The sequence below is a fragment of the Caballeronia sp. BCC1704 genome (genome assembly GCF_902833455.1).
Classification (GTDB): domain Bacteria; phylum Pseudomonadota; class Gammaproteobacteria; order Burkholderiales; family Burkholderiaceae; genus Caballeronia.
In genome coordinates, this window is the sequence record NZ_CADFFT010000001.1 from 1,958,969 (window position 1) to 1,981,300 (window position 22,332).

The 22,332-nt window shown below is 64.4% G+C and carries 20 protein-coding genes and 1 pseudogene; 2 read left to right on the forward strand and 19 right to left on the reverse strand.

The annotated features are described in order from the left end of the window. Window positions 1-29: 29 nt before the first annotated feature. The 13 genes and pseudogenes from HWX53_RS09145 to ndk form a co-directional block, all read right to left on the reverse strand. On the reverse strand, window positions 30-215 hold the full coding sequence (locus HWX53_RS09145) for a DUF2065 domain-containing protein (protein WP_175940433.1): 186 nt from the start codon (window positions 213-215) through the stop codon (window positions 30-32). 54 nt (window positions 216-269) lie between these two features. After that, on the reverse strand, window positions 270-1,169 hold the full coding sequence (gene hflC / locus HWX53_RS09150; protein ID WP_175940434.1) for a protease modulator HflC: 900 nt from the start codon (window positions 1,167-1,169) through the stop codon (window positions 270-272). 12 nt (window positions 1,170-1,181) lie between these two features. Then, the gene (gene hflK, locus HWX53_RS09155) at window positions 1,182-2,570 is read right to left on the reverse strand and encodes an FtsH protease activity modulator HflK (RefSeq protein ID WP_175940435.1); all 1,389 of its coding nucleotides are present in this window, start codon (window positions 2,568-2,570) and stop codon (window positions 1,182-1,184) included. Between the two features lie 314 nt (window positions 2,571-2,884). Beyond that, window positions 2,885-3,967: pseudogene (gene hflX / locus HWX53_RS09160) on the reverse strand (GTPase HflX); the annotation flags it as partial. 73 nt (window positions 3,968-4,040) lie between these two features. Beyond that, window positions 4,041-4,277 (reverse strand): RNA chaperone Hfq, encoded by a 237-nt coding sequence (gene hfq / locus HWX53_RS09165; protein WP_006999489.1) that lies wholly within the window; start codon window positions 4,275-4,277, stop codon window positions 4,041-4,043. 149 nt (window positions 4,278-4,426) lie between these two features. Further along, complete coding sequence (gene der, locus HWX53_RS09170) at window positions 4,427-5,767, reverse strand: ribosome biogenesis GTPase Der (protein ID WP_175940437.1); 1,341 nt, start codon at window positions 5,765-5,767, stop codon at window positions 4,427-4,429. Between the two features lie 361 nt (window positions 5,768-6,128). Further along, window positions 6,129-7,271 (reverse strand): outer membrane protein assembly factor BamB, encoded by a 1,143-nt coding sequence (gene bamB / locus HWX53_RS09175; protein WP_175940661.1) that lies wholly within the window; start codon window positions 7,269-7,271, stop codon window positions 6,129-6,131. A gap of 136 nt (window positions 7,272-7,407) precedes the next feature. Continuing rightward, a complete protein-coding gene (locus tag HWX53_RS09180) occupies window positions 7,408-8,037 on the reverse strand; it encodes a tetratricopeptide repeat protein (protein WP_175940438.1) in 630 nt (209 codons plus the stop codon). 124 nt (window positions 8,038-8,161) lie between these two features. Further along, window positions 8,162-9,511 carry a histidine--tRNA ligase gene (gene hisS, locus HWX53_RS09185; RefSeq protein WP_175940439.1) on the reverse strand — a complete coding sequence of 450 codons (1,350 nt, stop codon included), beginning with the start codon at window positions 9,509-9,511 and terminating at the stop codon, window positions 8,162-8,164. 6 nt (window positions 9,512-9,517) lie between these two features. Continuing rightward, the gene (gene ispG / locus HWX53_RS09190; RefSeq protein WP_175940440.1) at window positions 9,518-10,834 is read right to left on the reverse strand and encodes a flavodoxin-dependent (E)-4-hydroxy-3-methylbut-2-enyl-diphosphate synthase; all 1,317 of its coding nucleotides are present in this window, start codon (window positions 10,832-10,834) and stop codon (window positions 9,518-9,520) included. Between the two features lie 146 nt (window positions 10,835-10,980). Next, window positions 10,981-12,093 carry a helix-turn-helix domain-containing protein gene (locus HWX53_RS09195; protein WP_175940441.1) on the reverse strand — a complete coding sequence of 371 codons (1,113 nt, stop codon included), beginning with the start codon at window positions 12,091-12,093 and terminating at the stop codon, window positions 10,981-10,983. 185 nt (window positions 12,094-12,278) lie between these two features. Continuing rightward, entirely contained in the window at window positions 12,279-13,421 is a 1,143-nt protein-coding gene (gene rlmN, locus HWX53_RS09200; RefSeq protein ID WP_175940442.1) for a 23S rRNA (adenine(2503)-C(2))-methyltransferase RlmN, read from the reverse strand. Between the two features lie 155 nt (window positions 13,422-13,576). Next, the gene (ndk, locus tag HWX53_RS09205) at window positions 13,577-14,002 is read right to left on the reverse strand and encodes a nucleoside-diphosphate kinase (protein WP_175940443.1); all 426 of its coding nucleotides are present in this window, start codon (window positions 14,000-14,002) and stop codon (window positions 13,577-13,579) included. A 326-nt stretch (window positions 14,003-14,328) separates the two neighbouring features. On the opposite strand from ndk, the gene HWX53_RS09210 reads away from it, so the two are divergent. Further along, a complete protein-coding gene (locus HWX53_RS09210) occupies window positions 14,329-15,027 on the forward strand; it encodes a Bax inhibitor-1/YccA family protein (protein ID WP_175940444.1) in 699 nt (232 codons plus the stop codon). Window positions 15,028-15,113: 86 nt separating this feature from the next. Here HWX53_RS09210 and rlmD read toward each other — a convergent pair whose 3' ends face one another. The 6 genes from rlmD to surE all read right to left on the reverse strand — a co-directional run bounded on the left by rlmD (window position 15,114) and on the right by surE (window position 21,250). Further along, the gene (gene rlmD / locus HWX53_RS09215) at window positions 15,114-16,442 is read right to left on the reverse strand and encodes a 23S rRNA (uracil(1939)-C(5))-methyltransferase RlmD (RefSeq protein WP_279612488.1); all 1,329 of its coding nucleotides are present in this window, start codon (window positions 16,440-16,442) and stop codon (window positions 15,114-15,116) included. A gap of 150 nt (window positions 16,443-16,592) precedes the next feature. Continuing rightward, a complete protein-coding gene (locus tag HWX53_RS09220; RefSeq protein ID WP_175940446.1) occupies window positions 16,593-17,369 on the reverse strand; it encodes a 3'-5' exonuclease in 777 nt (258 codons plus the stop codon). 60 nt (window positions 17,370-17,429) lie between these two features. Beyond that, window positions 17,430-18,536 (reverse strand): RNA polymerase sigma factor RpoS, encoded by a 1,107-nt coding sequence (gene rpoS, locus HWX53_RS09225; protein WP_175940447.1) that lies wholly within the window; start codon window positions 18,534-18,536, stop codon window positions 17,430-17,432. Between the two features lie 13 nt (window positions 18,537-18,549). Continuing rightward, a complete protein-coding gene (locus HWX53_RS09230; protein WP_175940662.1) occupies window positions 18,550-19,491 on the reverse strand; it encodes a peptidoglycan DD-metalloendopeptidase family protein in 942 nt (313 codons plus the stop codon). Window positions 19,492-19,496: 5 nt separating this feature from the next. Continuing rightward, window positions 19,497-20,495, reverse strand: a complete 999-nt coding sequence (locus tag HWX53_RS09235) for a protein-L-isoaspartate(D-aspartate) O-methyltransferase (RefSeq protein WP_175940448.1) — start codon at window positions 20,493-20,495, stop codon at window positions 19,497-19,499. Next, window positions 20,492-21,250, reverse strand: a complete 759-nt coding sequence (surE, locus tag HWX53_RS09240) for a 5'/3'-nucleotidase SurE (RefSeq protein ID WP_175940449.1) — start codon at window positions 21,248-21,250, stop codon at window positions 20,492-20,494. The genes HWX53_RS09235 and surE overlap by 4 nt, the downstream gene beginning before the upstream one ends. Window positions 21,251-21,353: 103 nt before the next feature. Between surE and HWX53_RS09245 the strand changes: the two genes are divergently transcribed. Further along, a complete protein-coding gene (locus tag HWX53_RS09245; RefSeq protein ID WP_175940450.1) occupies window positions 21,354-22,328 on the forward strand; it encodes an NADPH:quinone oxidoreductase family protein in 975 nt (324 codons plus the stop codon). Window positions 22,329-22,332: the final 4 nt, after the last annotated feature.

A 22,332-nucleotide genomic window follows, 5' to 3' on the forward strand; every position in this document is an offset into this window, starting at 1 on the left:
AAGATAGGCGAAAAGACGCGGCTTCGCGGCTACGTCGCGATAACGAGCAGAATCAGCCCCAGCACCATCGCGATCAACCCGCCGATGCGGATGTGATGCGGCGGGCGCTCGGCGATGCGGCGGAACGTATCGCGCCAGGCCGTCGGAAAGACGAAGGGGAACATGCCTTCGATAATCAACATCAACGCAAGAGCGAGCAGTATCGTCTCGACCATTGTCTACGGAGGATGAGCGCCGCGCGACGTAAGAGCCGCGCGGCGCGGGTGCGGTCAGCGCTTCGGCGCGGCGGAGGCGGACGTGTCGACGCCGCCGTTCGGGCTCTTCATGAAACGGAAGAAGTCGCTGCTCGGGTCGACCACGATCACGTCGCCCGGCTTGAACGTCTTCTTGTACGCTTCGAGGCTCTGATAGAACTGGTAAAACTGCGGGTCGCGTCCATAGGCATCGGCGGCGATGGCTGCCGCCTTGCTGTCTCCTTCGCCCTTGATGGACTGCGCCTGGCTGTAGGCGTCGGCGAGAATCTGCTGCTGCTCGCGCTCCGCGTCGGCCTTGATCTTGTCGGCCTCTGCCGTGCCTTTCGCGCGCTCGTTCGCGGCCGCTTGCTGACGCGCGGCGATCATGCGCTTGTAGACGGAATCCGCCACCGCCGACGGAAAGTCGACGCGCGTCATTTGGAGATCGACCAGCTTCACGCCGAATCCCGATGCCACGCCTTCCACCGCCTTCTGCGCCTCGGTTTCAAGCGCTTGCTGATTGGCGAGCGCATCGCTGAGCGAACGATTCGCGAACGCGCTCGCAAGCGCGGTGCGGGTCAGCGCGGCGAGGCGTTCCTGCGCGCTCTGCGTGTTCTTTTCGTTGCTCACGAAGAGCTTAAGCGGATCCGCCACGCGATACTTGATGACCGTGTTGACCAGCACTTCGTTCTTGTCCGACGTGGTGAAGCGGTCCGCCCCGCCCTCGTCGATGGTGAGCGTGCGCGTGTCGATGAGCGTCAGCGTCTGAAACGGCGGCGGCAGCTTGAAGTGCAGGCCCGGGCCATCCAGACGCGGGTTGCTGTCGCCATGCGCGGCCACGACGCCGGCATGCCGTTCGTCGACGGTAAAGACCATCGACGAGCCGATGAAGAGCACGACCACGACCGCGACGACGAGCGCAATGATTCGATTCATGTTGAGCGCTCCTTACTGCAGATCGTCTTGACGGCTGCGCGAGCGGAACGCATCGCGCGAGCGCAGCGGGTCGCCTGCGCCGCTCGCGGCATTCGGCGCGCTCGCGCCTGCCGCGCCGCTGGCGGGGACCGCAGCGGCTGAAGCGGCGGCGGAGCCTTGCGGGCGCACTTCGGCGCTAGCCGCCGCGGGCGCGCTGGCCGACGCGGCGTCGGCCGGGTTCGCGGCTGCGTCTTTCGCCTGCTGACGATTCGCTTCGACGAGCTTGTCGAGCGGCAGATAGACCACGTTGTTGCCGGCCTTGCTGTCCACGAAGACCTTCGTGGTGCGGGAGTAGATCTGCTGCATCGTGTCCAGGTACATGCGTTGGCGAATGACGGCGGGCGCCTTCGAGTATTCGGCGTAGACCTGCTTGAAGCGCTCGGCGTCGCCTTGTGCCTGCGTGACTTGGCGATTGCTGTAGGCGGTCGCCTCGTCGATCATCTTCGCGGCATCGGCCTTCGCGCGCGGCAGCAGTTGATTCGCGTAGGCTTGGGCGGTGTCGCGGGCGCGCTCGTTGTCCTGCCGCACGCGCGACGCTTCTTCGAACGCCGCCTGCACCTGAGTCGGCACCTGCACGCTCTGCACCGTGACGCCCGTCACCTGCAAGCCGGTGCGGTACGCGTCGAGCGCGTGCTGGATGGTCTCGGCCAGACGCGCGCGCAGCGCGTCGCGGTCCTTGTAGAGCAGATCGTCCGTCGCCGACGCGCCCGCGATCTCGCGGATGGCGGATTGCGCGGCTTCGGTCACGCTCTGGTCGGGATCGAGATTGCGGAACAGGAAGTCGGTCGGCGACTTGATCTGATACTGCACCGCGAAGCGCACGTCGAGAATGTCGGCCTCGTTCGTGAGCAGCGATGCATCGCGCACGTTGCCCTGCGCGAGCGCGACGCCGCGCCCGATCTCGACCGACCGGATCTGGGACGTATCGACGATATCGTGCGACTGGAACGGATACGGCAAGCGCCAGTGGATGCCCTGCGGCACCGTCTGCCGATACTGGCCGAACTGGGAAACGACGCCCACGTGCCCGTCCTGCACCACGAACACGCCGCTGCCGAGATAGATGGCGATCAACACGCCGATGACGATGCCGACACCGATCTTCGTGCCGCGGCCGTTGTCGCGCGGCATGCCGCCGCCTGGCTTGCGGCCGAAGATGCCCGCGATCCGGCGGTTGAACTCGCGCCACATCTCATCGAGGTCGGGCGGGCCTTCTTCCTTGCCGTTGCCGCGCTTGCCGTCTTGCGGACGCTTCGCGTCGTTCTTTACACCATTGGCGTCGCCCCGCCCCCAGTGCGGATCGTTGATGGAAAAGACGGCGCTCATGCGCTGCCTGTTAGTCCGCTCGTTGTAATCGTTCACTCGGTGATTCACCATTAGACAGCCGGTTCGATGCCGCGTCGGTATTGCGGAGCAGTTCAGTGTCCGTGCTCGGGAACCTGGTGGCCGTCACGTTGTTCGGCTGGCCGGTGGTCTTCCGGCTGCGCGTTGGCGTCGTGTGTCTCGTTCGGCCCGGACTGCGCGGGTTGCCCGGATTGTGTGACGTCCGTGGCTTCCGGCGCATTCGATACTTCCGGCTCATCCGACACTTCCGGCGTTCCCGACATTTCCGACGTTTCCGCCGGCGCTTGTGTTTCGGCGAGCACGCTGGGCAGGCTTTCTTCGGGTTCGCCTTCGTCGGCCGCAGCGATTTCGGCGATGGCGGCGCGCAGTTCGTCGAGTCCCTGACCGGTGCGCGCGCTCAAAAAGACGCGCGAAATATTACCATACTCGTCCCTTTCAACCGCCTCGGCGCGGGCCGCGAGTTCCGGCACCGCGTCGATCTTGTTGAAGACGAGAATCTGGCGAATGGATTCCGCGCCGATGCTGCGCAATACCTCGTTCACCTGATCGATCTGATCCAGGCGCACGGGGCTCGATGCATCCACGACATGCAGCAGCAGATCCGCGTGAACGGTCTCCTCCAGCGTCGCGCGGAATGCGGCGACGAGCTGGTGCGGCAACTCGCGGATGAAGCCGACCGTATCGGACACCACCACTTGCCCCGCTTCCTCGCCGAGAAATACGCGGCGCGAAGTGGTGTCGAGCGTGGCGAACAACTGGTTGGCCGCGTACGCCTGCGCCTTGGTGAGCGCATTGAAAAGCGTGGACTTGCCCGCGTTCGTATAACCGACGAGCGACACCGACAACGTGCGATTGCGCGTGCGCTGCCGGCGCTGCGTGCCGTGCTGGCGGCGCAGTTTGGCAAGACGCGTCTTGAGCGCCTTGATGCGTTCGCCGATCAGACGGCGGTCGGTTTCCAGCTGTGTTTCGCCGGGACCGCGCAAGCCGATGCCGCCCTTCTGCCGTTCGAGGTGAGTCCACGCGCGAATCAGCCGCGTCGACAGATATTGCAGTTGCGCGAGCTCGACCTGCAGCTTGCCTTCGTGGCTGCGGGCGCGCTGCGCGAAGATATCGAGGATGAGGCTCGTGCGATCCACCACGCGGCGGTTCAGCGCCATCTCGAGATTGCGCTGCTGCGCCGGCGCGAGGGCGTGATTAAAGATGACGAGTTCGACGTCGTTCGCTTCGCAGGAAAGGCGCAGTTCTTCGACCTTTCCGCTGCCGATGAACATTTTGGCGTCCGGACTGGACCTGCGTCCGGTGAGCGTAACGGCGGGATGGGCGCCCGCGCTTTCTGCGAGCAGACTGAGTTCTTCGAGACTGGCTTCGAAATCGATCTTGCCGAAGTCGATGCCGACGAGTGCGGCGTTAATCAAATTGATGTATTCGTTTTTGAAGCGACCGGCGAGTCGCATTTAGCTGCGATCTTGCCGCCGGCCGCGACGAGGTTTAGGACGATTCGGCGTCCGGATGGAAATTCACCGGACGGGCCGGCACGACCGTGGAAATGGCGTGCTTGTAGACCATCTGGGTGACCGTATTTCTGAGCAACACAACGTACTGGTCGAACGATTCGATGTTCCCTTGAAGCTTGATGCCGTTGACCAAATAGATCGACACCGGCACGTGCTCTTTACGCAGCGCGTTCAAAAACGGGTCTTGTAACAATTGCCCTTTGTTGCTCATAGCAAACTCCGTATTTTTTTGCAGGTTAGAAGTATTGTGGACGAAGAAAAAGAGATCCGCCGACAATCGCTACACTATAGCCGATTTTCGTTTCGGCAAGAGATCGGCCACCCGGCCAATCGGGCCGCAACGCTTGACTGAAGCGGCTCTCAGTCCTTGTCCGCATAGGGGTTCTTGCTCGAGCGGAACTCTATGCGCAATGGAGTGCCGGCCAGTCCAAAAGTTTCTCGAAAGCGCCCTTCCAGATACCGTTTATAGGTATCCGTGACCGCATCGAGCGCGTTGCCATGCACGACGATGATCGGCGGATTCTGACCGCCCTGGTGCGCATAGCGAAGCTTCGGCCGCACGGGCCCGCGACGGCGCGGCTGCTGGAACTCGACGGCTTCGATCAGCGCGCGCGTGAGCTTCGGCGTCGGCAGCTTGGCCATCGCGGCGGCGTAGGCGTCGTCGACCGATTTCATCAGCGCGCCGATGCCGGTTTTCTCCAGCGCCGAGACGTAGTGAAATTTAGCAAAGTCCAAAAACTTGAGCTTGCGCGTGAGATCGGCCTTGGTGCGCTCGCGCACATGCGAATCCAGACCGTCCCACTTGTTCACGCCCACCACGAGCGCGCGTCCCTGTTCGACGACGAAGCCCGCGATATGCGCGTCCTGATCCGAGATGTCCTGCTGCGCGTCGAGCAGCAGGATCACGACGTTCGCATCCGAGATCGACTGCAGCGTCTTCACGACCGAGAACTTCTCGATCGCCTCGAACACCTTGCCGCGTCGACGCAGGCCGGCCGTGTCGATCAACGTGTATTTGCGGCCTTGTCGCTCAAAATCAACATAGATCGAATCGCGCGTGGTGCCCGGCATGTCGAACGCGATCACGCGCTCCTCGCCGATCAGCGTGTTCACGAGCGTCGACTTGCCGACGTTCGGTCTCCCGACGATAGCGATCTTCACGCCGTGCTGCGCCTTTTCTTCCTCGCTCTCTTCCGCGTGACCGGCATAAGCGATGTCGAGCGCATCGTTGATCATCTCGGTCACGCCGTCGCCGTGCGCGGCCGAGATCGCCCGGGGATCGCCGAGACCGAGCTCGTAGAAGTCGGACGCGACCGCCGTGTACTTCATGCCCTCGGCCTTGTTCACGACGAGAAAGAGCGGCCGGCCGGTCTTGCGCAAATAGTCCGCGATGGACTTGTCCTGTGGCGCGAGCCCGTTGCGTCCATCGACGATGAACACGACGACGTCCGCTTCTTCCACGGCCTGCCGCGTCTGCCGCGCCATTTCGTGGAGGATGCCGTCTTTCGCCACCGGCTCGAAGCCGCCCGTATCCACGACGAGATACGGCCGTTCGCCGCCGACGCGACCTTCGCCGTAATGGCGGTCGCGCGTCAGGCCGGGCAGGTCGGCGACGAGCGCATCGCGCGAACGCGTCAGCCGGTTGAAGAGAGTCGATTTCCCCACATTGGGGCGCCCGACGAGGGCAATCACGGGTTTCATCAGATGTTGTTCACGGTTGAACGCAAGGCGAACGCGAAACGTGCGGTGCGAACGTCAGTCCCGCCTACGCCGCGCAATGGCTGCGCTTGTCGAAAATTAGCATGGATTCGGCCCGAGCCACGCGAGGGTGCGTGGCGATCGAGCGCCGGCGCCGTGCGCCGTTGTTCTGTCTGTCCGAGGGCTATTCTCGCGCCGCGTCACCGCGCGACGCGCTTTGTTCTGTCACGCCCTGCGTACTGAGTGTTGTTGCCGGGCGCGTACGGTGGACGCGCCCTCTTTCTTGCATGCCGCGCGGACGAACCCGCCAGCGCGGCTTTCCACGGCGCTTCGCCTCGGGCGAGCCGACGCGCCGTTTCGAGACTTACTGCGGACGGAAGCCGTAGAGATCGCCGTCATGCGTCTGCACGACGAGCGTATTGCCCGCCAGCACCGGCGCGGCGGTGATCGCGCTGCCGTCGGTCGGCATGCGGCCCACGAGTTCGCCGTTGTCCGTGCTCAGGAAATGCACGAAGCCCTTGTAGTCGCCGAGAACGACCGCGCGCCCGAGGATGAACGGCACGCTCACCTGGCGGTTCTTGAGCTTGTCGTTCTTCCAGACGGGCGAACCGTCGGCGGCACGGAACGCATTGACGACCGACCAGTCGTCGCCCGCCGCGACGATCTGCTCGTCTTGCGCAAGGCCGCTGTCGCTCGAGAAGTTCTTCTCCCACACCGCACGGCCCGAATTGGCGTCGAAGCAGCCGATCTTGCCCTGGAACGTGACCGCGCAGGTCTGCGCGCCGACGAGACCGGGCGCGCCCGTGACGTCGTTGATGCGCTCGACTTCGGTCACGCCCTTCGGGTACGACACCGGCGCTTGCCAGTAGGCATCGCCCGTTTGCAGGTTGATCGCGGCGAAGTTGCCGCCCGGGAAGCCCGCGAGCACCGCCTGACTGCCGGCGAACGTCATGCCGGCGGCCACGCGCAGATTCAACGGCACGGCGCGCAACTGGAAGATCCACTTCTGCTCGCCGGTTTGGGCGTTGAACGCGACCACCTTGCCGTCGATGGTGCGCACGATCACGAGGTCGTTGCCGACGAGCGGCGGCGAGATGATTTCGCCCGGCGCGGTCGCCGTCCACAACTGCTTGCCGTCGGGTCCGAGCACGTAGACCGCGCCCTTCAGGCCGCCAACCGCCGTCAGATTGCCGTCGCTGCCGACGCCTGCGGACAGGTCGTCCTTCAGCTTCGTGCGCCAGACGTCCTGACCCGTCTTCGCGTCGATCTTCGCGACGGTGCCGTTCTCGCCCGCGGCGTAGACGGCGTCGCCCACCGCGACCGGCGAGAACAGATAGCGGCCGGCCTTGCCGACGCTGGCCTTCCACGCCTGGCTGACGTTCAGCACCGGCTTGAACTCGACGAGCGGCGTCGGCACGCGGCGCTCGTCCTTGGTCGACGAACAGGCGGCCAGAAGCACGGTCATCGCGCAGGCGAGCGGCACTGCGTAGCGTTTCAATTGGATCATCGGAGGACGCAACATGAATGTGAATTCGGTTGACCGGCGCGGCCGCGAATCGCTTAGGGCGACACGCGGCGCGGCGGCTTGATTGGCGAATCGGCTTCGGCGCTAGCGGAGCGCCGAACGTCGGAAGCGATGCGGATCAGCCGCCGAGCGCATCGAGCTTGAACTGGACCAGTTGCCGCGCGGACGTGTCGTTCGCCGGCAGCGCTGCGAGGGCCGTCTGGTACGCGGCGCGCGCATCGTCGCGCTTGCCTTGCGCAGCGAGCAGATCGCCCCGGCGGTCCGCGATCACGCCCTTAAACGCATCGAGCGGCGCGTCGGCGAGGAGCTTGAGGCCCGCGTCGTAATTCTTCTCGTCAGAGAGCACGAGCGCGAGGCGCAGCTTGGCGATCTGCTTGTACTCGTCGTCCTTCGCGTGATCGACGGCCCACTGCAACTGCGCCTTCGCGCCGGCCGTATCGCCTGCCATGTACAGCGACTTGGCGGCCAGAAGCGCGCTCATCTCGGCGTAAGCGGTGCGGCCAAACTTGTCTTCCATGTCCGATGCGACCCGCGCCACGAGCTTCTGATCGCTGCCGTTGACCGCCTGCTGAAGCTGGTCGTACAGCACCGAAGCCTCGGCAGCCTGACGCCGCTGCCAGTAATTCCAGCCGTTGAAAGCGGCCGCAACGACGAGCGCCACGAGCACGATCCACGTCGTGGTGTTACCCCATTTGGCCCACCAGGCCTTGACACTTTCCAGCGATTCTTGTTCGTCGTGGTAACTCATCGTCCAGCTATTCCTTCCTGCGTTTCATGGCCCTTCGTTCGCGTGGCGCGATGGCGGAACGCGCTTGCACGCGCTTGCACTCGATTCCGCCGGATGCGCACGGCTTCGCTTCGATGCCTATGCTTTAGGCATCCTCGTCCGCGGCGGTTGCAACCATCGCATTGATTAGGTATTCGGTCAAGTCTTCCGCCGGAACGTTCACCTGCTCGTTCTTTTGCGCATCGGACGTTTCGTCGCCCGAGCGGCGCAGCGGCTTCACGCCGATCATGCCCTGCGCGAGTTCGTCCTCGCCGAGCACCACCGCGAAGGCCGCGCCGCTTGCATCGGCCTTCTTCATCTGCGACTTGAAGCTGGAAGACGCGCCGTCCGGGCTGCAATGCAGAATGACGTCGAGTCCCGTGTCGCGCAAACGCTCGGCCACGATGAACGCCTGCTCTGCCGCCTGCTCGCCCTGATGCACGACGTAGACGTCCGTGCCCTCGGCTTCCGGCACCAGATTTTCTTCCTTCAGCAGTTCGAGAATGCGCTCGACGCCCATCGCCCAGCCGCATGCGGCGGTCGGCTTGCCGCCGAGTTGCTCGATCAGCGGATCGTACCGCCCGCCGCCCGCCACCGTGCCCTGCGCGCCGAGCTTGTCGGTCACCCACTCGAAGACGGTGAGGTTGTAGTAATCGAGGCCGCGCACGAGACGCGGGTTGATCGTGAACGGAATATTGTTGGCCTTCAGGAGCCGCTGCACGCCTTCGAAGTGCTTGCGCGACTCATCGCCCAAAAAGTCGACGAGCTTCGGCGCGTTCTGCGCGATCTCCTGCATCGCCGGATTCTTCGTGTCGAGCACGCGCAGCGGGTTCGTGTAGAGACGGCGCTTCGCTTCCTCGTCGAGTACATCGACGTGCTGTTCCAGATACGCGATCAGCTTCTCGCGGTGCGCCGCGCGTTCGTGCGCCTGGCCGAGCGAATTGAGTTCGAGGCGGATGCCCGTCAGCCCGAGGTCGTCCCACAGGCGCTGACACATCATGATGATTTCCGCGTCCGTGTCCGGACCCGCGAAGCCGAGCGCCTCGACGCCGACCTGATGGAACTGGCGATACCGCCCGCGCTGCGGACGCTCGTGCCGGAACATCGGGCCGATGTACCACAGGCGCTTCGGGCCGTCGTACAGCAGGTTGTGCTCGATGGTCGCGCGCACGACGGCCGCCGTATTTTCCGGGCGCATGGTGAGATGCTCGCCGTTCAGCGCGTCGGTGAAGCTGTACATCTCCTTCTCGACGATATCGGTCACTTCACCGATACCGCGCGTGAAAAGCTGCGTATGCTCAACGATCGGCGTGCGAATGTTCTGATAGCCGTATGCGCGCAGCATCGACTTCACGGTGGTTTCGAAGAAGTCCCACAACGCGGCATCCTGCGGGAGGATGTCGTTCATGCCCTTCACGCCCGTCAGCTTCGCGAGCCGTTTCTTCTGTTCAGTCATCTGTCTTTAGATTGATGCCGCGGACGTTTCGACGCGCTTGCCGTAAGTGCGCTCGACGTAGTCGCTAACGATTTGCTGGAATTCTTCGGCAATGCGCTCGCCGCGCAGCGTCTTCACCTTCACGCCGTCGACGAACACGGGCGCGGCCGGATTTTCGCCCGAACCCGGCAGGCTGATGCCGATGTTCGCGTGCTTCGACTCGCCAGGCCCGTTGACGATGCAGCCCATCACGGCGACGTGCATCTTTTCGACGCCGGGGTACTGGTCGCGCCAGACGGGCATCGAGTTGCGCAGGTAGGTCTGAATCTGCGACGCGAGTTCCTGGAATAGCGTGCTCGTCGTGCGCCCGCAGCCGGGACACGCAATGACCATCGGCGTGAACGAGCGCAGGCCCATGGTCTGCAGAATCTCTTGTCCGACGACCACTTCGCCGGTGCGCGCGCCGCCCGGCTCGGGTGTGAGCGAAATGCGGATAGTGTCGCCGATGCCCTCTTGCAGCAGCACCGACAGCGCCGCCGTGGACGCCACGATGCCCTTCGAGCCCATGCCCGCCTCGGTTAGGCCGAGATGCAGCGCGAAGCTGCAGCGTTTGGCCAGCTCGCGATAAACCGCGATCAGATCCTGCACGCCGCTCACCTTGCACGACAGGATGATCTTGTCGCGTCCGAGCCCCAGCTCCACGGCGCGCTCCGCCGAGCCGATCGCCGACTGGATCAGCGCCTCGTACATCACGCTTTGCAGTTCCCACGGCGTCGCGCGGGCGGCATTCTCGTCCATCATGCGCGCGAGCAGGTCCTGATCGAGACTGCCCCAGTTCACGCCGATGCGCACCGGCTTGTCGTACTGGATCGCCGCTTCGATCATCTGCGCGAATTGCGTGTCGCGCTTCGCGCCTTGTCCGACGTTGCCGGGGTTGATCCGATACTTCGACAACGCCTCGGCGCACGCCGGATGATCGCGCAGCAGCAAGTGGCCGTTGTAATGGAAGTCGCCGACGAGCGGCACGGTCACGCCCATGCGGTCAAGTTGCTCGCGGATATGCGGCACGGCTGCGGCCGCTTCCGGCGTATTCACCGTGATGCGCACGAGTTCCGATCCGGCTTGCGCGAGTTCCTTGATCTGGATCGCCGTGCCGATGGCGTCGGCCGTATCGGTGTTGGTCATCGACTGGACGCGCACGGGCGCATCCCCGCCGATGGTCACGAGCTGGCCGCCCCAGCGCACGTCCACCGCATGCGACGACCGCCGCGGCAACGGACCGCCGAAGACCGGCTCCGTCGAACAGATTTTGCTGCTAATCAGGGATTGAGCTTCGGATTGCATCGAAAAACCCTTTGGCAACCGGGGCGCCGACAGGCAGCCGGAGTTGCTTGAATGAGAACCTCGAATGGGCGTCACGGCAAAGACCGTGGCGCCCCTGACTTGTCCGCGCGCGTCGCGCGGAGCCTCAAGCCGCCCGCGTGATGTCCTTACGGCAGCGAGAAGCGCGCGACGTTTCCGCGGGCGGAAGAATACTTCTTGGCGTCGACGGGCTCGTCGTCCACGGACAGCGACTCGACGCCCCTCGCGTTTCCGACCGTCACCTTGAACGGCGCTTCTCCTTGAACCCGCTGCGTGCTGCCCGCGCGCACCAGTCCGGAGAACACTTCCTTGCCGTCCTTGCCGCGCACGCTGAACCAGCTATCTTCCTTCACTTTCAATTCGACGGCGTTCGTGCCCTTGCCCGTCGTTGCCACGGTCGCGGCCGAAGCCGGTGCCGTCGCGACGGCCGCCGATGCCGCCTTCGCCGCCGGCGCGGCGACTGCCGGCGCGCTCGCGCTCTGCACCGCCGTGATGGTGGACGACGACGCCGGCAGCGCGTTCGTGCCGAGCGGGCGCGGCATCGGCTGCTCGCCGGGCGCGGCCGCCACTTCCGGCAGCGATGCTTCGCCGGTGTTCGCGGCGGCGGCTTCGTCGGGCGTAGCGACTTGCGACGCGGCGGGCTTGTCGCCGGATGTCGACGCGAGTCCCGCGCCGGTGGTCGACTTGAGCCGCGCGAGCCACGCCGACGAATCGCCGCCGGTATGCCACATCACCAGCGCCGCGAGCACCGCGACGATCGCCGCGACGCCCCACAGCCACGAACGCTTGCGGCCCGACGAATTGCCGAGCGGCACCGAGACGCGGCCGCGCGGCAAGCCCGCGCCCGACGACGCCGGCACCTTCAGATTGTGCTCGACGGGCACGCCGTCACGCCGGAACGCCTGCGTGAACGGCGCCGGATCGGCGCCGAGCACTTTCGCGTAGCTGCGCACGATGCCCGCCGCGAACGTCCGGTCCGGCAACTGGCTGATATCGCCCTCTTCGAGCGCGGCGAGCTTCTGCGGCGACACCTTGAGCCGGGCGGAAACGTCGTCGATCGACCATCCCTTGGCGTGCCGAAGCTGCACGAGACGCGCGCCGACTGCCTGCAACGAGTCCAGCGTCTCCGGCTGGCCCTCGCGCGATGCCGCCCCTCCGACCCGCGTCCGGGCATCATGCTGATCGCCGGACATTTCGTCGGTATGACTGCCGAAAGGCGTCGGGTGTTGCGGCTCACTCATCCCAAATTCCTCGCATCGATTCTTTTATATTGCGCTGCTGCGCCGTCAGGTTCAAAAGCACTGAACGATACAACTCCGGCGCCGTTGCAGACCGCTTTATAACAAAATGTTCGCCTTCGCGCGGCGCTTGCCTCGTGGTCGTTGCCGTCTCGCCATGTCGGAGCGTGGGCGCAGCCGCGAAGCCGTCAGACCGCGCGCACCTCGATCACCTTGCTTCCCGCGCGGTTCGTGCGCTCGGCGAGCCGCGTGCGATCCTGCACCGCGCCCGCGAGCTGACCGCATGCCGCGTCGATGTCGTCGCCACGCGTCTTGCGCACCGTCGTGACGACGCCCGCGTCGATCAGTACCTGCGCGAACCGTTTGATCTGCTCGTTTTTCGAGCGCGTGAGGCCGGATTCCGGGAACGGATTGAACGGAATGAGGTTGAACTTGCACGGCACGTCGCGCGTGACCGCGAGCAATTCGCGGGCGTGAGCCTCGCTGTCGTTCACGCCGTCCAGCATGCAGTATTCGAACGTGATGAAGTCGCGCGGCGCGACCTTCAGATACCGCTGGCACGCCGCCATCAGTTCGCGCAACGGATACTTCTTGTTGAGCGGCACGAGCATGTCGCGCAGCGGATCGTTCGGCGCGTGCAGCGACACCGCGAGGGCCACGGGAAGATCGGCCGCGAGCCGGTCCATCATCGGCACGACGCCGGACGTGGACAGCGTGACGCGGCGGCGCGACAGGCCGTAGGCGTTGTCGTCGAGCATCAGGCGCATGGCCGGCACGACGGCGTCGTAGTTCAGCATCGGCTCGCCCATGCCCATCATCACGACGTTGGTGACGACGCGCTCGCCCTTGCCCGGCCCGCCGACGTCGCGCCCGAGCGACTTGCGCAGCGCGAACTCCGCCATGCGCAGCTGGCCGATGATCTCGCCGGTCGTCAGATTCCGGGAGAAGCCTTGCTTACCGGTGGAGCAAAACCGGCAGTTGACCGCGCATCCCGCCTGCGACGACACGCAAAGCGTGCCGCGCGTCTCTTCGGGGATGAACACGGTTTCGACCGCGTTGCCGTTGCCGACGTCGATCAGCCACTTGCGCGTGCCGTCGGTGGAAACGTGGTCGCGAATGATGTCGGGCATCGCCAGCGTGGCGCGGCCCTTGAGTTTTTCGCGCAAAGATTTCGCGAGATCCGTCATGCCGTCGAAGTCGTCGGCGCCAAACTGATGGATCCAGCGTTGCAACTGCTTGGCGCGAAACGGCTTTTCGCCGAGACTGCCGCAGTAAGCGACCAGCCCGGCGGCGTCGAGATCGAGAAGATTGACGGTGCTGCTGCTCGTCATGTCGAGTTCTGCCATTTCCAGATTGCGAAGCCCGGGCGCTTGCCCGGGACCGTTCGCGCCAAATTCCTGCTTATTCACAACTATTTTTTGCAGCTATTCTTGTGCTGAGGCGCGTTTGACCGCGCCTTAACCAGGCGCGGCGACCAGCACACGAATTAACGCGAGTAGACGTTCACTTCCGGGAAGAAGAACGCGATTTCCTGGCGCGCCGTTTCCGGAGCGTCGGAACCGTGCACGGCGTTCGCGTCGATGCTGTCGGCAAAGTCGGCGCGGATCGTGCCCTTGTCAGCCTTCTTCGGGTCGGTGGCGCCCATCAGGTCGCGGTTCTTGGCGATTGCGTTTTCGCCTTCCAGCACCTGGATCATGACCGGACCCGACACCATGAATTCCACGAGGTCCTTGAAGAACGGACGCGCGGCGTGCACCGCGTAGAACTTCTCTGCGTCGGCGCGCGACAGGTGAACCATGCGCGACGCGATGATCTTCAGACCAGCGTTCTCGAAACGGCTGTAGATCTGGCCGATAACGTTCTTTGCCACTGCGTCCGGCTTGATAATCGACAGGGTGCGCTCGATCGCCATGAAAAACTCCAAAAAATGAACGGTTTACGGATTAAAACGAATCGACAATTGTAGCACGAAGCAAGGTATGATTGCGATTGAAACCTTACGGCGCCGTAAGGATCAAAGCATGCGTGGGCTGGCTGCAAGCGGGCTGTGAAATAGAGCGGGCAAGCATTGAATTCTGCGCGCGCCGCAGCCATATTGGAGCAAAACGCGGTATCTCAATGGACCAGCCGTGCACCATTGCGATACTAATACTGGCTTAAGGCAGCGACGTTAGGATCCCGTGTAATCAGAACGTAGCGGTAAAACTGAACGACGGACAATTGGAGCAAGGAGAAACCATGAACGAATCACCCTACGGCTTCGGCCGCACTGGCGCCGTCACCTCGGTCGACGTGCGCAACAAGGTGCTGCGCAATACTTACTGGCTGCTGGCGCTTTCGATGGTGCCGACGGTTCTCGGCGCGTACATCGGCGTCGCGACAGGCTTTTCGCTGTTCGCGGCCACGAGCCCGGCAATGAGCTTCATCGCGTTCTTGGCCATCGCGTTCGGCTTCATGTTCGCGATCGAGAAGACGAAGAACAGCGGCATGGGCGTCGTCGTCCTGCTCGGCTTCACGTTCTTCATGGGGCTGATGCTCTCGCGCCTCTTGAGCTTCATTCTCGGCTTCTCGAACGGGCCGCAGCTCATCATGATGGCGTTCGGCGGCACGGGCGTGATTTTCGCGGCCATGGCCACCATCGCGACGGTCAGCAAGCGTGATTTCTCGGGGCTGGGCAAGTTCCTGTTCATGGGCGTGATCGTCATTCTGCTCGCCGCATTCGCGAACATCTTCCTGCAACTGCCGGCGCTGATGATGACGATCTCCGTGCTGGCCATCGTGATTTTCTCGGCATACATGCTGTTCGACGTGCAGCGCGTCGTGAACGGCGGCGAGACGAATTACATCAGCGCGACGCTCGCCATCTACCTCGACCTGTACAACGTCTTCACGAACCTGCTGGCGCTGCTCGGCATCTTCGGCGGCAATCGCAACTGATCGCGGCAACGCTTCGCTGAGACGAAAAAACCGGCCTTCGGGCCGGTTTTTCTTTGCCTGCTGAAAACGCGCGAGGAGCAGTCGAATCAGTCCCGCTCGAACAGGGCGATCGATTCGACGTGCGATGTATGCGGGAACATGTTCACGACGCCCGCGCCCTTCATCCGGTAGCCGGCCTCGTGCACGAGCAGGCCGGCATCGCGCGCAAGCGTCGCCGGATTGCAGGACACATAGACGATGCGCTTGGGAAGAATCGCGTCGTCGCCGCTTTGCGCGATGTCCGCGAGCGCCTTCGACACCGCGAGCGCCCCTTCGCGCGGCGGATCGATCAGGAACTTGTCGAAGCGGCCGAGCGCGCGCATGTCGTCGGCGGTGACTTCGAACAGATTCCGGCACGCGAAGGACGTGTGTCCATCGACGCCGTTCGCCTTCGCATTCTCGAGCGCGCGAGCCGTCAGCGCCTCGCTGCCCTCGATGCCCACCACTTCGCGCGACACTCGCGCGAGCGGCAGCGTGAAATTGCCGATGCCGCAGAACAGATCGAGCACGCGATCGGTGCGTTCCGCCGCGAGCAGGCTCAACGCGCGGGACACGAGCACGCGGTTGATCTGATGATTGACCTGCGTGAAGTCGGTCGGCTTGAACGGCATGCGGATGTCGAATTCCGGCAGCGTGTACGCCAGTTCGCGGTCGAGCGGATAGAACGGATAGACGGTGTCCGGACCCTTCGGCTGCAGCCAGAACTGCACGTTGTGCTCGTCGGCGAACGCGCGCAGGAGCGCTTCGTCGGCTTCGGTCAGGGGTTCCAGAATGCGCAGAACGAGCGCCGTCACGTCCGAGCCCACCGCCAGCTCGATCTGCGGCATGCGATCGCGGATCGACAGGCCCGCTACGAGATGACGCAGCGGCACGAGCATTGCGGAAACGTGCGGCGGCAGCACTTCGCAGCTCGTCATGTCGGCGACGTAGCTGCTTTTGCGCTCGTGAAAGCCGACCAGCACGCCGCCCTTCTTTTCGACATGGCGCACGGTCAGCCGCGCCCTATAGCGGTATCCCCATGACGGACCGTGAATCGGCCGGAACATGGTTTCCGCGCGCAATTTGGCCAGATGCTGGAGATTGTCTTCCAGCACGCGCTGCTTGACCGCGATCTGCGCGCGCACGTCGAGATGCTGCATCGAGCAGCCGCCGCACGTGCCGAAGAACTGGCACTTCGGCTTCGTGCGGATCACCGCTTCGCGCAGCACCTTCACCACCTGCGCCTGCTCGAAGCTCGGCTTCTTGCGATAGCTCGAATAACTCACGCGTTCGCCCGGCAGCGCGCCTTCCACGAAGATGACTTTGCCCGGCTCGCCGTCCTCGTTGACGGTGCGGCCGACGCCGCGCGCGTCCATATCGAGCGCGTCGATTTCGATTTCAGGCGCGACGAACGACGGATCGGGCGTGACGGACTTCGCGGGCGCCGCGCGGCGGCGATGCGGATTTTTTCGAGCGGCTTCAGACACCTGCGTACTTCCTGACTGACGTGATAGCAAAGGCGAGATTGTAGACGAACCGTCAAGAACTCATCGGCCGAACGCGGCGAGATACTCGGCCCAGTGCGGCGACGTTTCCTGCGCGAGCGCGTTCTTCACGAAGTTGACTTCGTCGCTGTATTCATCGGCCGAGAAGCCGCCGCGCATCAGCTGGAAGCGGCAATACATCAGGTACGTATTGACGACATCCGTCTCGCAATAGTTGCGGATCTCGTCGAGCTGGCCGTCGCAGAAGGCATCCCACACCTTGCCGCCGTCCATCCCGAGCTTGCCGGGAAAGCCGCAGAGCTTCGCGAGCGCGTCGAGCGGAGCGTTGGCGCGCGCCTGATACATCGCGAGGACGTCCATGAGGTCGATATGCCGCATGTGATAGCGACTGATGTAGTTATTGAATTTGAATTCGCGGTCGTCCTGGCCGAGGTCCCAATACCGCGGCGCGGCGATGCCGTGCACGAGCGCGCGGTAATGCAGCACCGGCAGGTCGAATCCGCCGCCGTTCCATGAAACAAGTTGCGGCGTGTATTTCTCGATCACGCGATAAAACGACTGAATCAGCGCCGCTTCGCCGTCGCCGGGCGCGCCGAGCGAGCGCACGCGAAAGCCGTTGTTGTCGCGAAACACGCATGAAATAGCCGCGACGCGTTGCAAATGGTGCGGCAGAAAGTCGTTGCCGACGCGCTCGCGGCGCATCTGGAACGCATAGTCGGCGACTTCGCGATCCGAAAGATCGGCGGGCAAATCTTCGAGACGGCGAATGCCGTCGACATCGGGGATCGTCTCGATGTCGAATACGAGAATCGGTGTCATTGAATCCTGGGAATGCGGCAGAACAAGTGCGACGACGCCCTCGCGGGCGCCAGGTAAGCGCTAAAGCACGGCGTCCTTGCGAACGCCGTTGGACGCGAAGAAACGCTTGAGCCTCACGAGCGCCTCCTGCTGAATCTGGCGCACGCGCTCGCGCGTGAGGCCCATTTCATCGGCCAGCTCTTCCAGCGTGGCCGGCTCGATGTGATTGAGTCCGAAACGTCGCTCGATCACATGCCGATGCTTGTCCGACAGCCGCGAGAGCCACAAGCGCGTTAGCGTTTCGAGTTCGCGGTGCTGCACTTCGGCATCCGGCGACTGGCTTTGATCGTCGGAAAGCAGGTCGAGCAGGCTGCTGCCCGGATCGAGGTCGAGCGGCGCGTCGAGCGAAGCGGTGTGTTCGTTCAACGCGAGAATGTCGGTGACTTCCTCGGGCGTCTTGCCGGTGAGATACGCGATGTCGTCGATGCTGGCGTCGCGGCGCTCCGGCGCCACGGGATCGTTCGCGTTGGCGGAATTCTTCTCCAGATGGCGCTTCGCGCGCAGCACCTGATTCAGTTCGCGAATCACGTGGACCGGCAGCCGCACCGTGCGAGCCTGATTCATGATGGCGCGCTCGATGCTTTGACGTATCCACCAGGTCGCGTACGTCGAGAAGCGGAAACCGCGCGTCGGATCGAATTTCTCAATCGCGTGCATGAGGCCGAGGTTGCCTTCCTCGATCAGATCCAGGAGCGGCACGCCGCGATTCAAATAACCCTTCGCGATACTGACGACCAGCCGCAAATTGCGCTCGATCATGACCTGCCGCGCCTCGAACTCGCCGGCCTTCGCGAGACGCGAATACCGCTGCTCCTCCTCGACGGTGAGCAGCGGCTTCACGCTGATGCGATTCAGGTAATGCTGAATAGTGTCGGCCGTGAGTTCGGCCTGAAGCAGCGAGCGGAAGTCGTCCGCGTCGGGCGGGGAATCGTTTGCGCCGTCGGCGGTTTCAGCGCCGTCTTCCGCGCGCTTGCCGCGGCCCGCGCCGTCTTCGTCGGAATCGACATCGACGTCGATGTTCTCGGCGTCCTCGTCGCGGGTAGAAGCGCCCTCTTCCGCCGACACTTGCAAAGGTCGGCTGATCGTCTCAGTCTCGGCTTGCGGCAGGCGGCGCTTCGTTTTCGGCATGATGGCTCCGCTTTTATTGCGGCGGCAAATACTTCAGTGGGTCAACAGGTTTACCCTGCCGGCGAACTTCGAAATGCAACATCACACGGTCCGAATCGCTGTTCCCCATCTCAGCGATTTTCTGCCCTTTAGTCACCGCGTCTCCCTCTTTTACCATCAAAGCGCGGTTATGTGCATATGCCGTGAGAAAAGTCGCATCGTGCTTGATGATAATGAGATTGCCGTAGCCGCGCAGCCCGTTTCCGGAATAAACGACCCGCCCGTCCGCCGATGCGTTGACCGGATCTCCGGCCGCCCCGCCGATGTTCAAACCCTTGTTCTTCGCGTCGTCGAACGTGCCGAGAATCGGGCCGCGCGTCGGCCAGATGAACGCCGGCTGCGCTGCCGCCGCTGCGCTGTTGTCGACGCCCGCCGCCACGCCCGGTGCCGCGCCTGCCGCCGCGCCCGGCGCGGTTCCCATGCCGGAACTCGGCCCGTAGTACGGCGGCTGAGCCGTGCCCGTTGTCGTGCCCGGCTGCTGCGCGCCGCCGTTGAGCGGCTGCGCTTCGACTGCGCCACCCGCGATCGGCGCGGTCGACACGCCCGGCGTCGCCGCGGCGACATTCGCTCCCGGTGGCGCGACGCGCACCAGCTGACCGACCTCGATCTGATTCGGGTTGGTCAGATTGTTCCAGGCAGCGATGTCGTGATAATTCTGACCGTTTTCCAGTGCGATTCGATATAGGGTGTCGCCCGGTTTCACGCGGTAGAAGCCCGGCGGCGGCGGACCGTTGGACGCGGCGGCCTGGGCGGCATCCGTCCCGATGGGCGCGCCGGTCCTATCCACCACCGGCGCCATGTCCATGCGCGTCGAACACGCCGCCAGCACGGTTAGCGCAACGACGCACACGCTGCGCTGCGCCGCCGTCAGGCGAACGTTCGCACTCCCTACTCGCCAAGCACGCAAGATACTCATCGGTGTCAAATCACTCCGGATTTCAAAGGTACAAAGAAAACGCGATCCAGCTGCGACTCGCGCCACTGCGTCGCCGAAACGCGCGTGACGAGCGTCAGCACCTGCGACTGCGCGGCCTGCGATCCGACCGGCGCGACGAGCCTGCCGCCGACCGCCAGTTGATCCAGCAAGGCTTGCGGGACGTCGAGCCCCGCGCACGCGATGACGATCGCATCGAACGGCGCGGCCGCGGGCAGGCCGAGACGGCCGTCGCCATAGTGCAGCCGGATGTTCGGCACGCGCAGCGGCCGAAGATTGAGCTTCGCGCGCTCGGACAGCGGCCGCACGCGCTCGATCGAATAAACCTCGGTCGCGACCTGCGACAGCACCGCCGCCTGATAACCGCAGCCGGTCCCGATCTCGAGCACCTTGTCGAGCGTGCGGCCGGCCGCGACCAGTTCGATCATGCGCGCGACCACGGAAGGCTTCGAGATGGTCTGATGGTGACCGATCGGCAGCGCCGCGTCTTCGTACGCCTGCGCGGCGAGGCCGGGATCGACGAACATGTGGCGCGGCACGACCGACATGGCGTTGAGCACGCGCGGATCGGTGATGCCGTTTCCGCGCAGCCGCTCGACCATGCGCTCGCGCACGCGTTCGGAGGTTAGCGTCTGCGTGCTCGTCAGGGCGACGTTCGGCGCGCCCTTCTTCGTCGCGGCGTTGGTGTTCGCGTTCGGGTCGCGCTCAGCGGGACGCTGCGTGGTGCGCAACGCGCTCGTTCGTGGATGCGGCGCCTGCGCCGGACTGCGCGCTAAAGGAGAAGTCGCTGCGGGAACCGGCTTCCCGTTCGCCGTTTTGACAGCGAAAGCGGACGCCGCTTTCTGAGCGCCGCCCGCCGAACGCAACGCGCCGGGCGCGGCGGCAGGCTTCACGCGCGACGCATCCGCGCGGCCGGCGGGTTTGCGCGGCTCGCGTACCAGGTCCGCGAGCGCCAGCGGAAAGCGCTTGGCGCGCTCGTCCGTCATGAGCGGCGGCTCCCGGCGGCGGCCCATTCGCGCGTCTCGGCCATGAGCTTCGTGTGCGTCAGGTCGAGTTGCAGCGGCGTGATGGAGACATAACCGTTCGCCACGGCGTGGAAATCGGTGCCTTCGCTGGCATCGAGCGCATCGCCCGACGGCCCGATCCAGTAGATCGGATTGCCGCGCGGGTCCGTCTGCCGGATGACCGGCTGCGAAGGATGCCGCTTGCCGAGGCGCGTCACGCGCCATTCGCCGAGCTGGTCGTACGGCAGGCTTGGAATATTGACGTTCAGCAACGGATGACCCGGCATCGGATGCTCGAGAAAATGCGCGACGATTTCCGCCGCGACGCGCGCCGCATCCTCCAGATGAAGCCAGTCGCGGCCGACCAGCGAAAACGCGATGGCCGGAATTCCGAACATGAAGCCTTCGGTGGCGGCGGCGACCGTGCCCGAATAAAGCGTGTCCTCGCCGACGTTCTGGCCGTTGTTGATACCCGACACCACGAGGTCCGGCTGCTCGTCCAGCATGCCGGTGAGCGCGATATGCACGGAGTCGGTCGGCGTGCCGTTCACGAAGTTGAAACCGTTCGGCGCGCGATGGATGCTCAACGGCCGCGACAACGTGAGCGAGTTCGACGAGCCGCTGCAGTTCTGCTCGGGCGCCATCACGGTCACGTCGCCGAGCGGCTGCAAAGCGTCGTGCAGCACGTTGATGCCGCGCGCCAGATAGCCGTCGTCGTTGCTGAGTAGGATTCGCATCTGACGATTGTAACCGAGGAAAGATGACGCGCGAACGCGCGCGCGGGCTCGTCCGGAGCGCCGCGCTGCCCTACACTGACCGCCTCGACAACGAGGAGACGACATGCGCGCCGTTCGCTGCAATCAATACGGATTACCCGATACGCTCACCATCGAAACGCTGCCGGACCTGCACCCCGGAGCCGGGGAAATCATCATCGACGTGAAGGCGGCGAGCGTCAATTTTCCGGACGTGCTCATCATCCAAAACAAGTATCAGCTCAAGCCGCCGCTGCCGTTCACGCCGGGCGCGGAGTTGGCGGGCGTGGTGCGCGAAGTGGGCGCGGGCGTGACGCACTTCGCGCCGGGCATGCGCGTGGCCGCGTACACGGCGCACGGCGCGTTCGCCGAGCAGGCGCGCGCGAGCGAGACTGCGTGCATCGCGCTGCCCGATCACGTCGATCTCGCGCAGGCCGCCGCGTTCACGCTCGCCTACGGCACGTCGTATCACGCGCTCGTGGATCGCGGTGAACTGAAGGCCGGCGAGACGCTCCTCGTGCTCGGCGCGGCGGGCGGCGTCGGGCTGGCGGCGGTGCAGATCGGCAAGATCGTCGGCGCGCGGGTGATCGCGGCGGCATCGAGCGCGGAGAAGCTCGCGTTTTGCCGCGAGCACGGCGCGGACGATGTCATCGACTACACGAAGGAAGACTTGCGCGAGCGCATCAAGGCGCTGACCGGCGGCAACGGTCCGGATGTCATATTTGATCCCGTCGGCGGCGCGTATGCGGAACCGGCGTTTCGCAGCATCGCGTGGCGCGGGCGATATCTCGTCGTCGGCTTTGCGAACGGCGAGATTCCGAAGCTGCCTCTCAACCTCGCGCTCCTGAAAGGCGCGAGCATCGTCGGCGTGTTCTGGGGCGATCACATGCGCCGCGAGCACGCGCTTGCGGATCGCGAATTCGCGACGATGGTCCAGTGGATCGAAGCGGGCAAGCTGCGCCCCGTCGTCACGAAACGCTACACGCTCGAAGAGACGCCGCAAGCACTCGACGACATGATGAATCGCCGAGTGACGGGCAAGGTCGTGATCGAGCCGTAAATCG

What these genes read in the sequence shown, in the direction of transcription:
- HWX53_RS09145 (WP_175940433.1), bottom strand. Translation starts at nt 215, where the DNA reads ATGGTCGAGACGATACTGCTCGCTCTTGCGTTGATGTTGATTATCGAA.
- hflC (WP_175940434.1), bottom strand. Translation starts at nt 1,169, where the DNA reads ATGAATCGAATCATTGCGCTCGTCGTCGCGGTCGTGGTCGTGCTCTTC.
- hfq (WP_006999489.1), bottom strand. Translation starts at nt 4,277, where the DNA reads ATGAGCAACAAAGGGCAATTGTTACAAGACCCGTTTTTGAACGCGCTG.
- der (WP_175940437.1), bottom strand. Translation starts at nt 5,767, where the DNA reads ATGAAACCCGTGATTGCCCTCGTCGGGCGCCCCAATGTGGGGAAATCG.
- bamB (WP_175940661.1), bottom strand. Translation starts at nt 7,271, where the DNA reads ATGATCCAATTGAAACGCTACGCAGTGCCGCTCGCCTGCGCGATGACC.
- HWX53_RS09180 (WP_175940438.1), bottom strand. Translation starts at nt 8,037, where the DNA reads ATGAGTTACCACGACGAACAAGAATCGCTGGAAAGTGTCAAGGCCTGG.
- hisS (WP_175940439.1), bottom strand. Translation starts at nt 9,511, where the DNA reads ATGACTGAACAGAAGAAACGGCTCGCGAAGCTGACGGGCGTGAAGGGC.
- ispG (WP_175940440.1), bottom strand. Translation starts at nt 10,834, where the DNA reads ATGCAATCCGAAGCTCAATCCCTGATTAGCAGCAAAATCTGTTCGACG.
- HWX53_RS09195 (WP_175940441.1), bottom strand. Translation starts at nt 12,093, where the DNA reads ATGAGTGAGCCGCAACACCCGACGCCTTTCGGCAGTCATACCGACGAA.
- rlmN (WP_175940442.1), bottom strand. Translation starts at nt 13,421, where the DNA reads ATGACGAGCAGCAGCACCGTCAATCTTCTCGATCTCGACGCCGCCGGG.
- ndk (WP_175940443.1), bottom strand. Translation starts at nt 14,002, where the DNA reads ATGGCGATCGAGCGCACCCTGTCGATTATCAAGCCGGACGCAGTGGCA.
- HWX53_RS09210 (WP_175940444.1), top strand. Translation starts at nt 14,329, where the DNA reads ATGAACGAATCACCCTACGGCTTCGGCCGCACTGGCGCCGTCACCTCG.
- HWX53_RS09220 (WP_175940446.1), bottom strand. Translation starts at nt 17,369, where the DNA reads ATGACACCGATTCTCGTATTCGACATCGAGACGATCCCCGATGTCGAC.
- rpoS (WP_175940447.1), bottom strand. Translation starts at nt 18,536, where the DNA reads ATGCCGAAAACGAAGCGCCGCCTGCCGCAAGCCGAGACTGAGACGATC.
- HWX53_RS09230 (WP_175940662.1), bottom strand. Translation starts at nt 19,491, where the DNA reads ATGAGTATCTTGCGTGCTTGGCGAGTAGGGAGTGCGAACGTTCGCCTG.
- HWX53_RS09235 (WP_175940448.1), bottom strand. Translation starts at nt 20,495, where the DNA reads ATGACGGACGAGCGCGCCAAGCGCTTTCCGCTGGCGCTCGCGGACCTG.
- surE (WP_175940449.1), bottom strand. Translation starts at nt 21,250, where the DNA reads ATGCGAATCCTACTCAGCAACGACGACGGCTATCTGGCGCGCGGCATC.
- HWX53_RS09245 (WP_175940450.1), top strand. Translation starts at nt 21,354, where the DNA reads ATGCGCGCCGTTCGCTGCAATCAATACGGATTACCCGATACGCTCACC.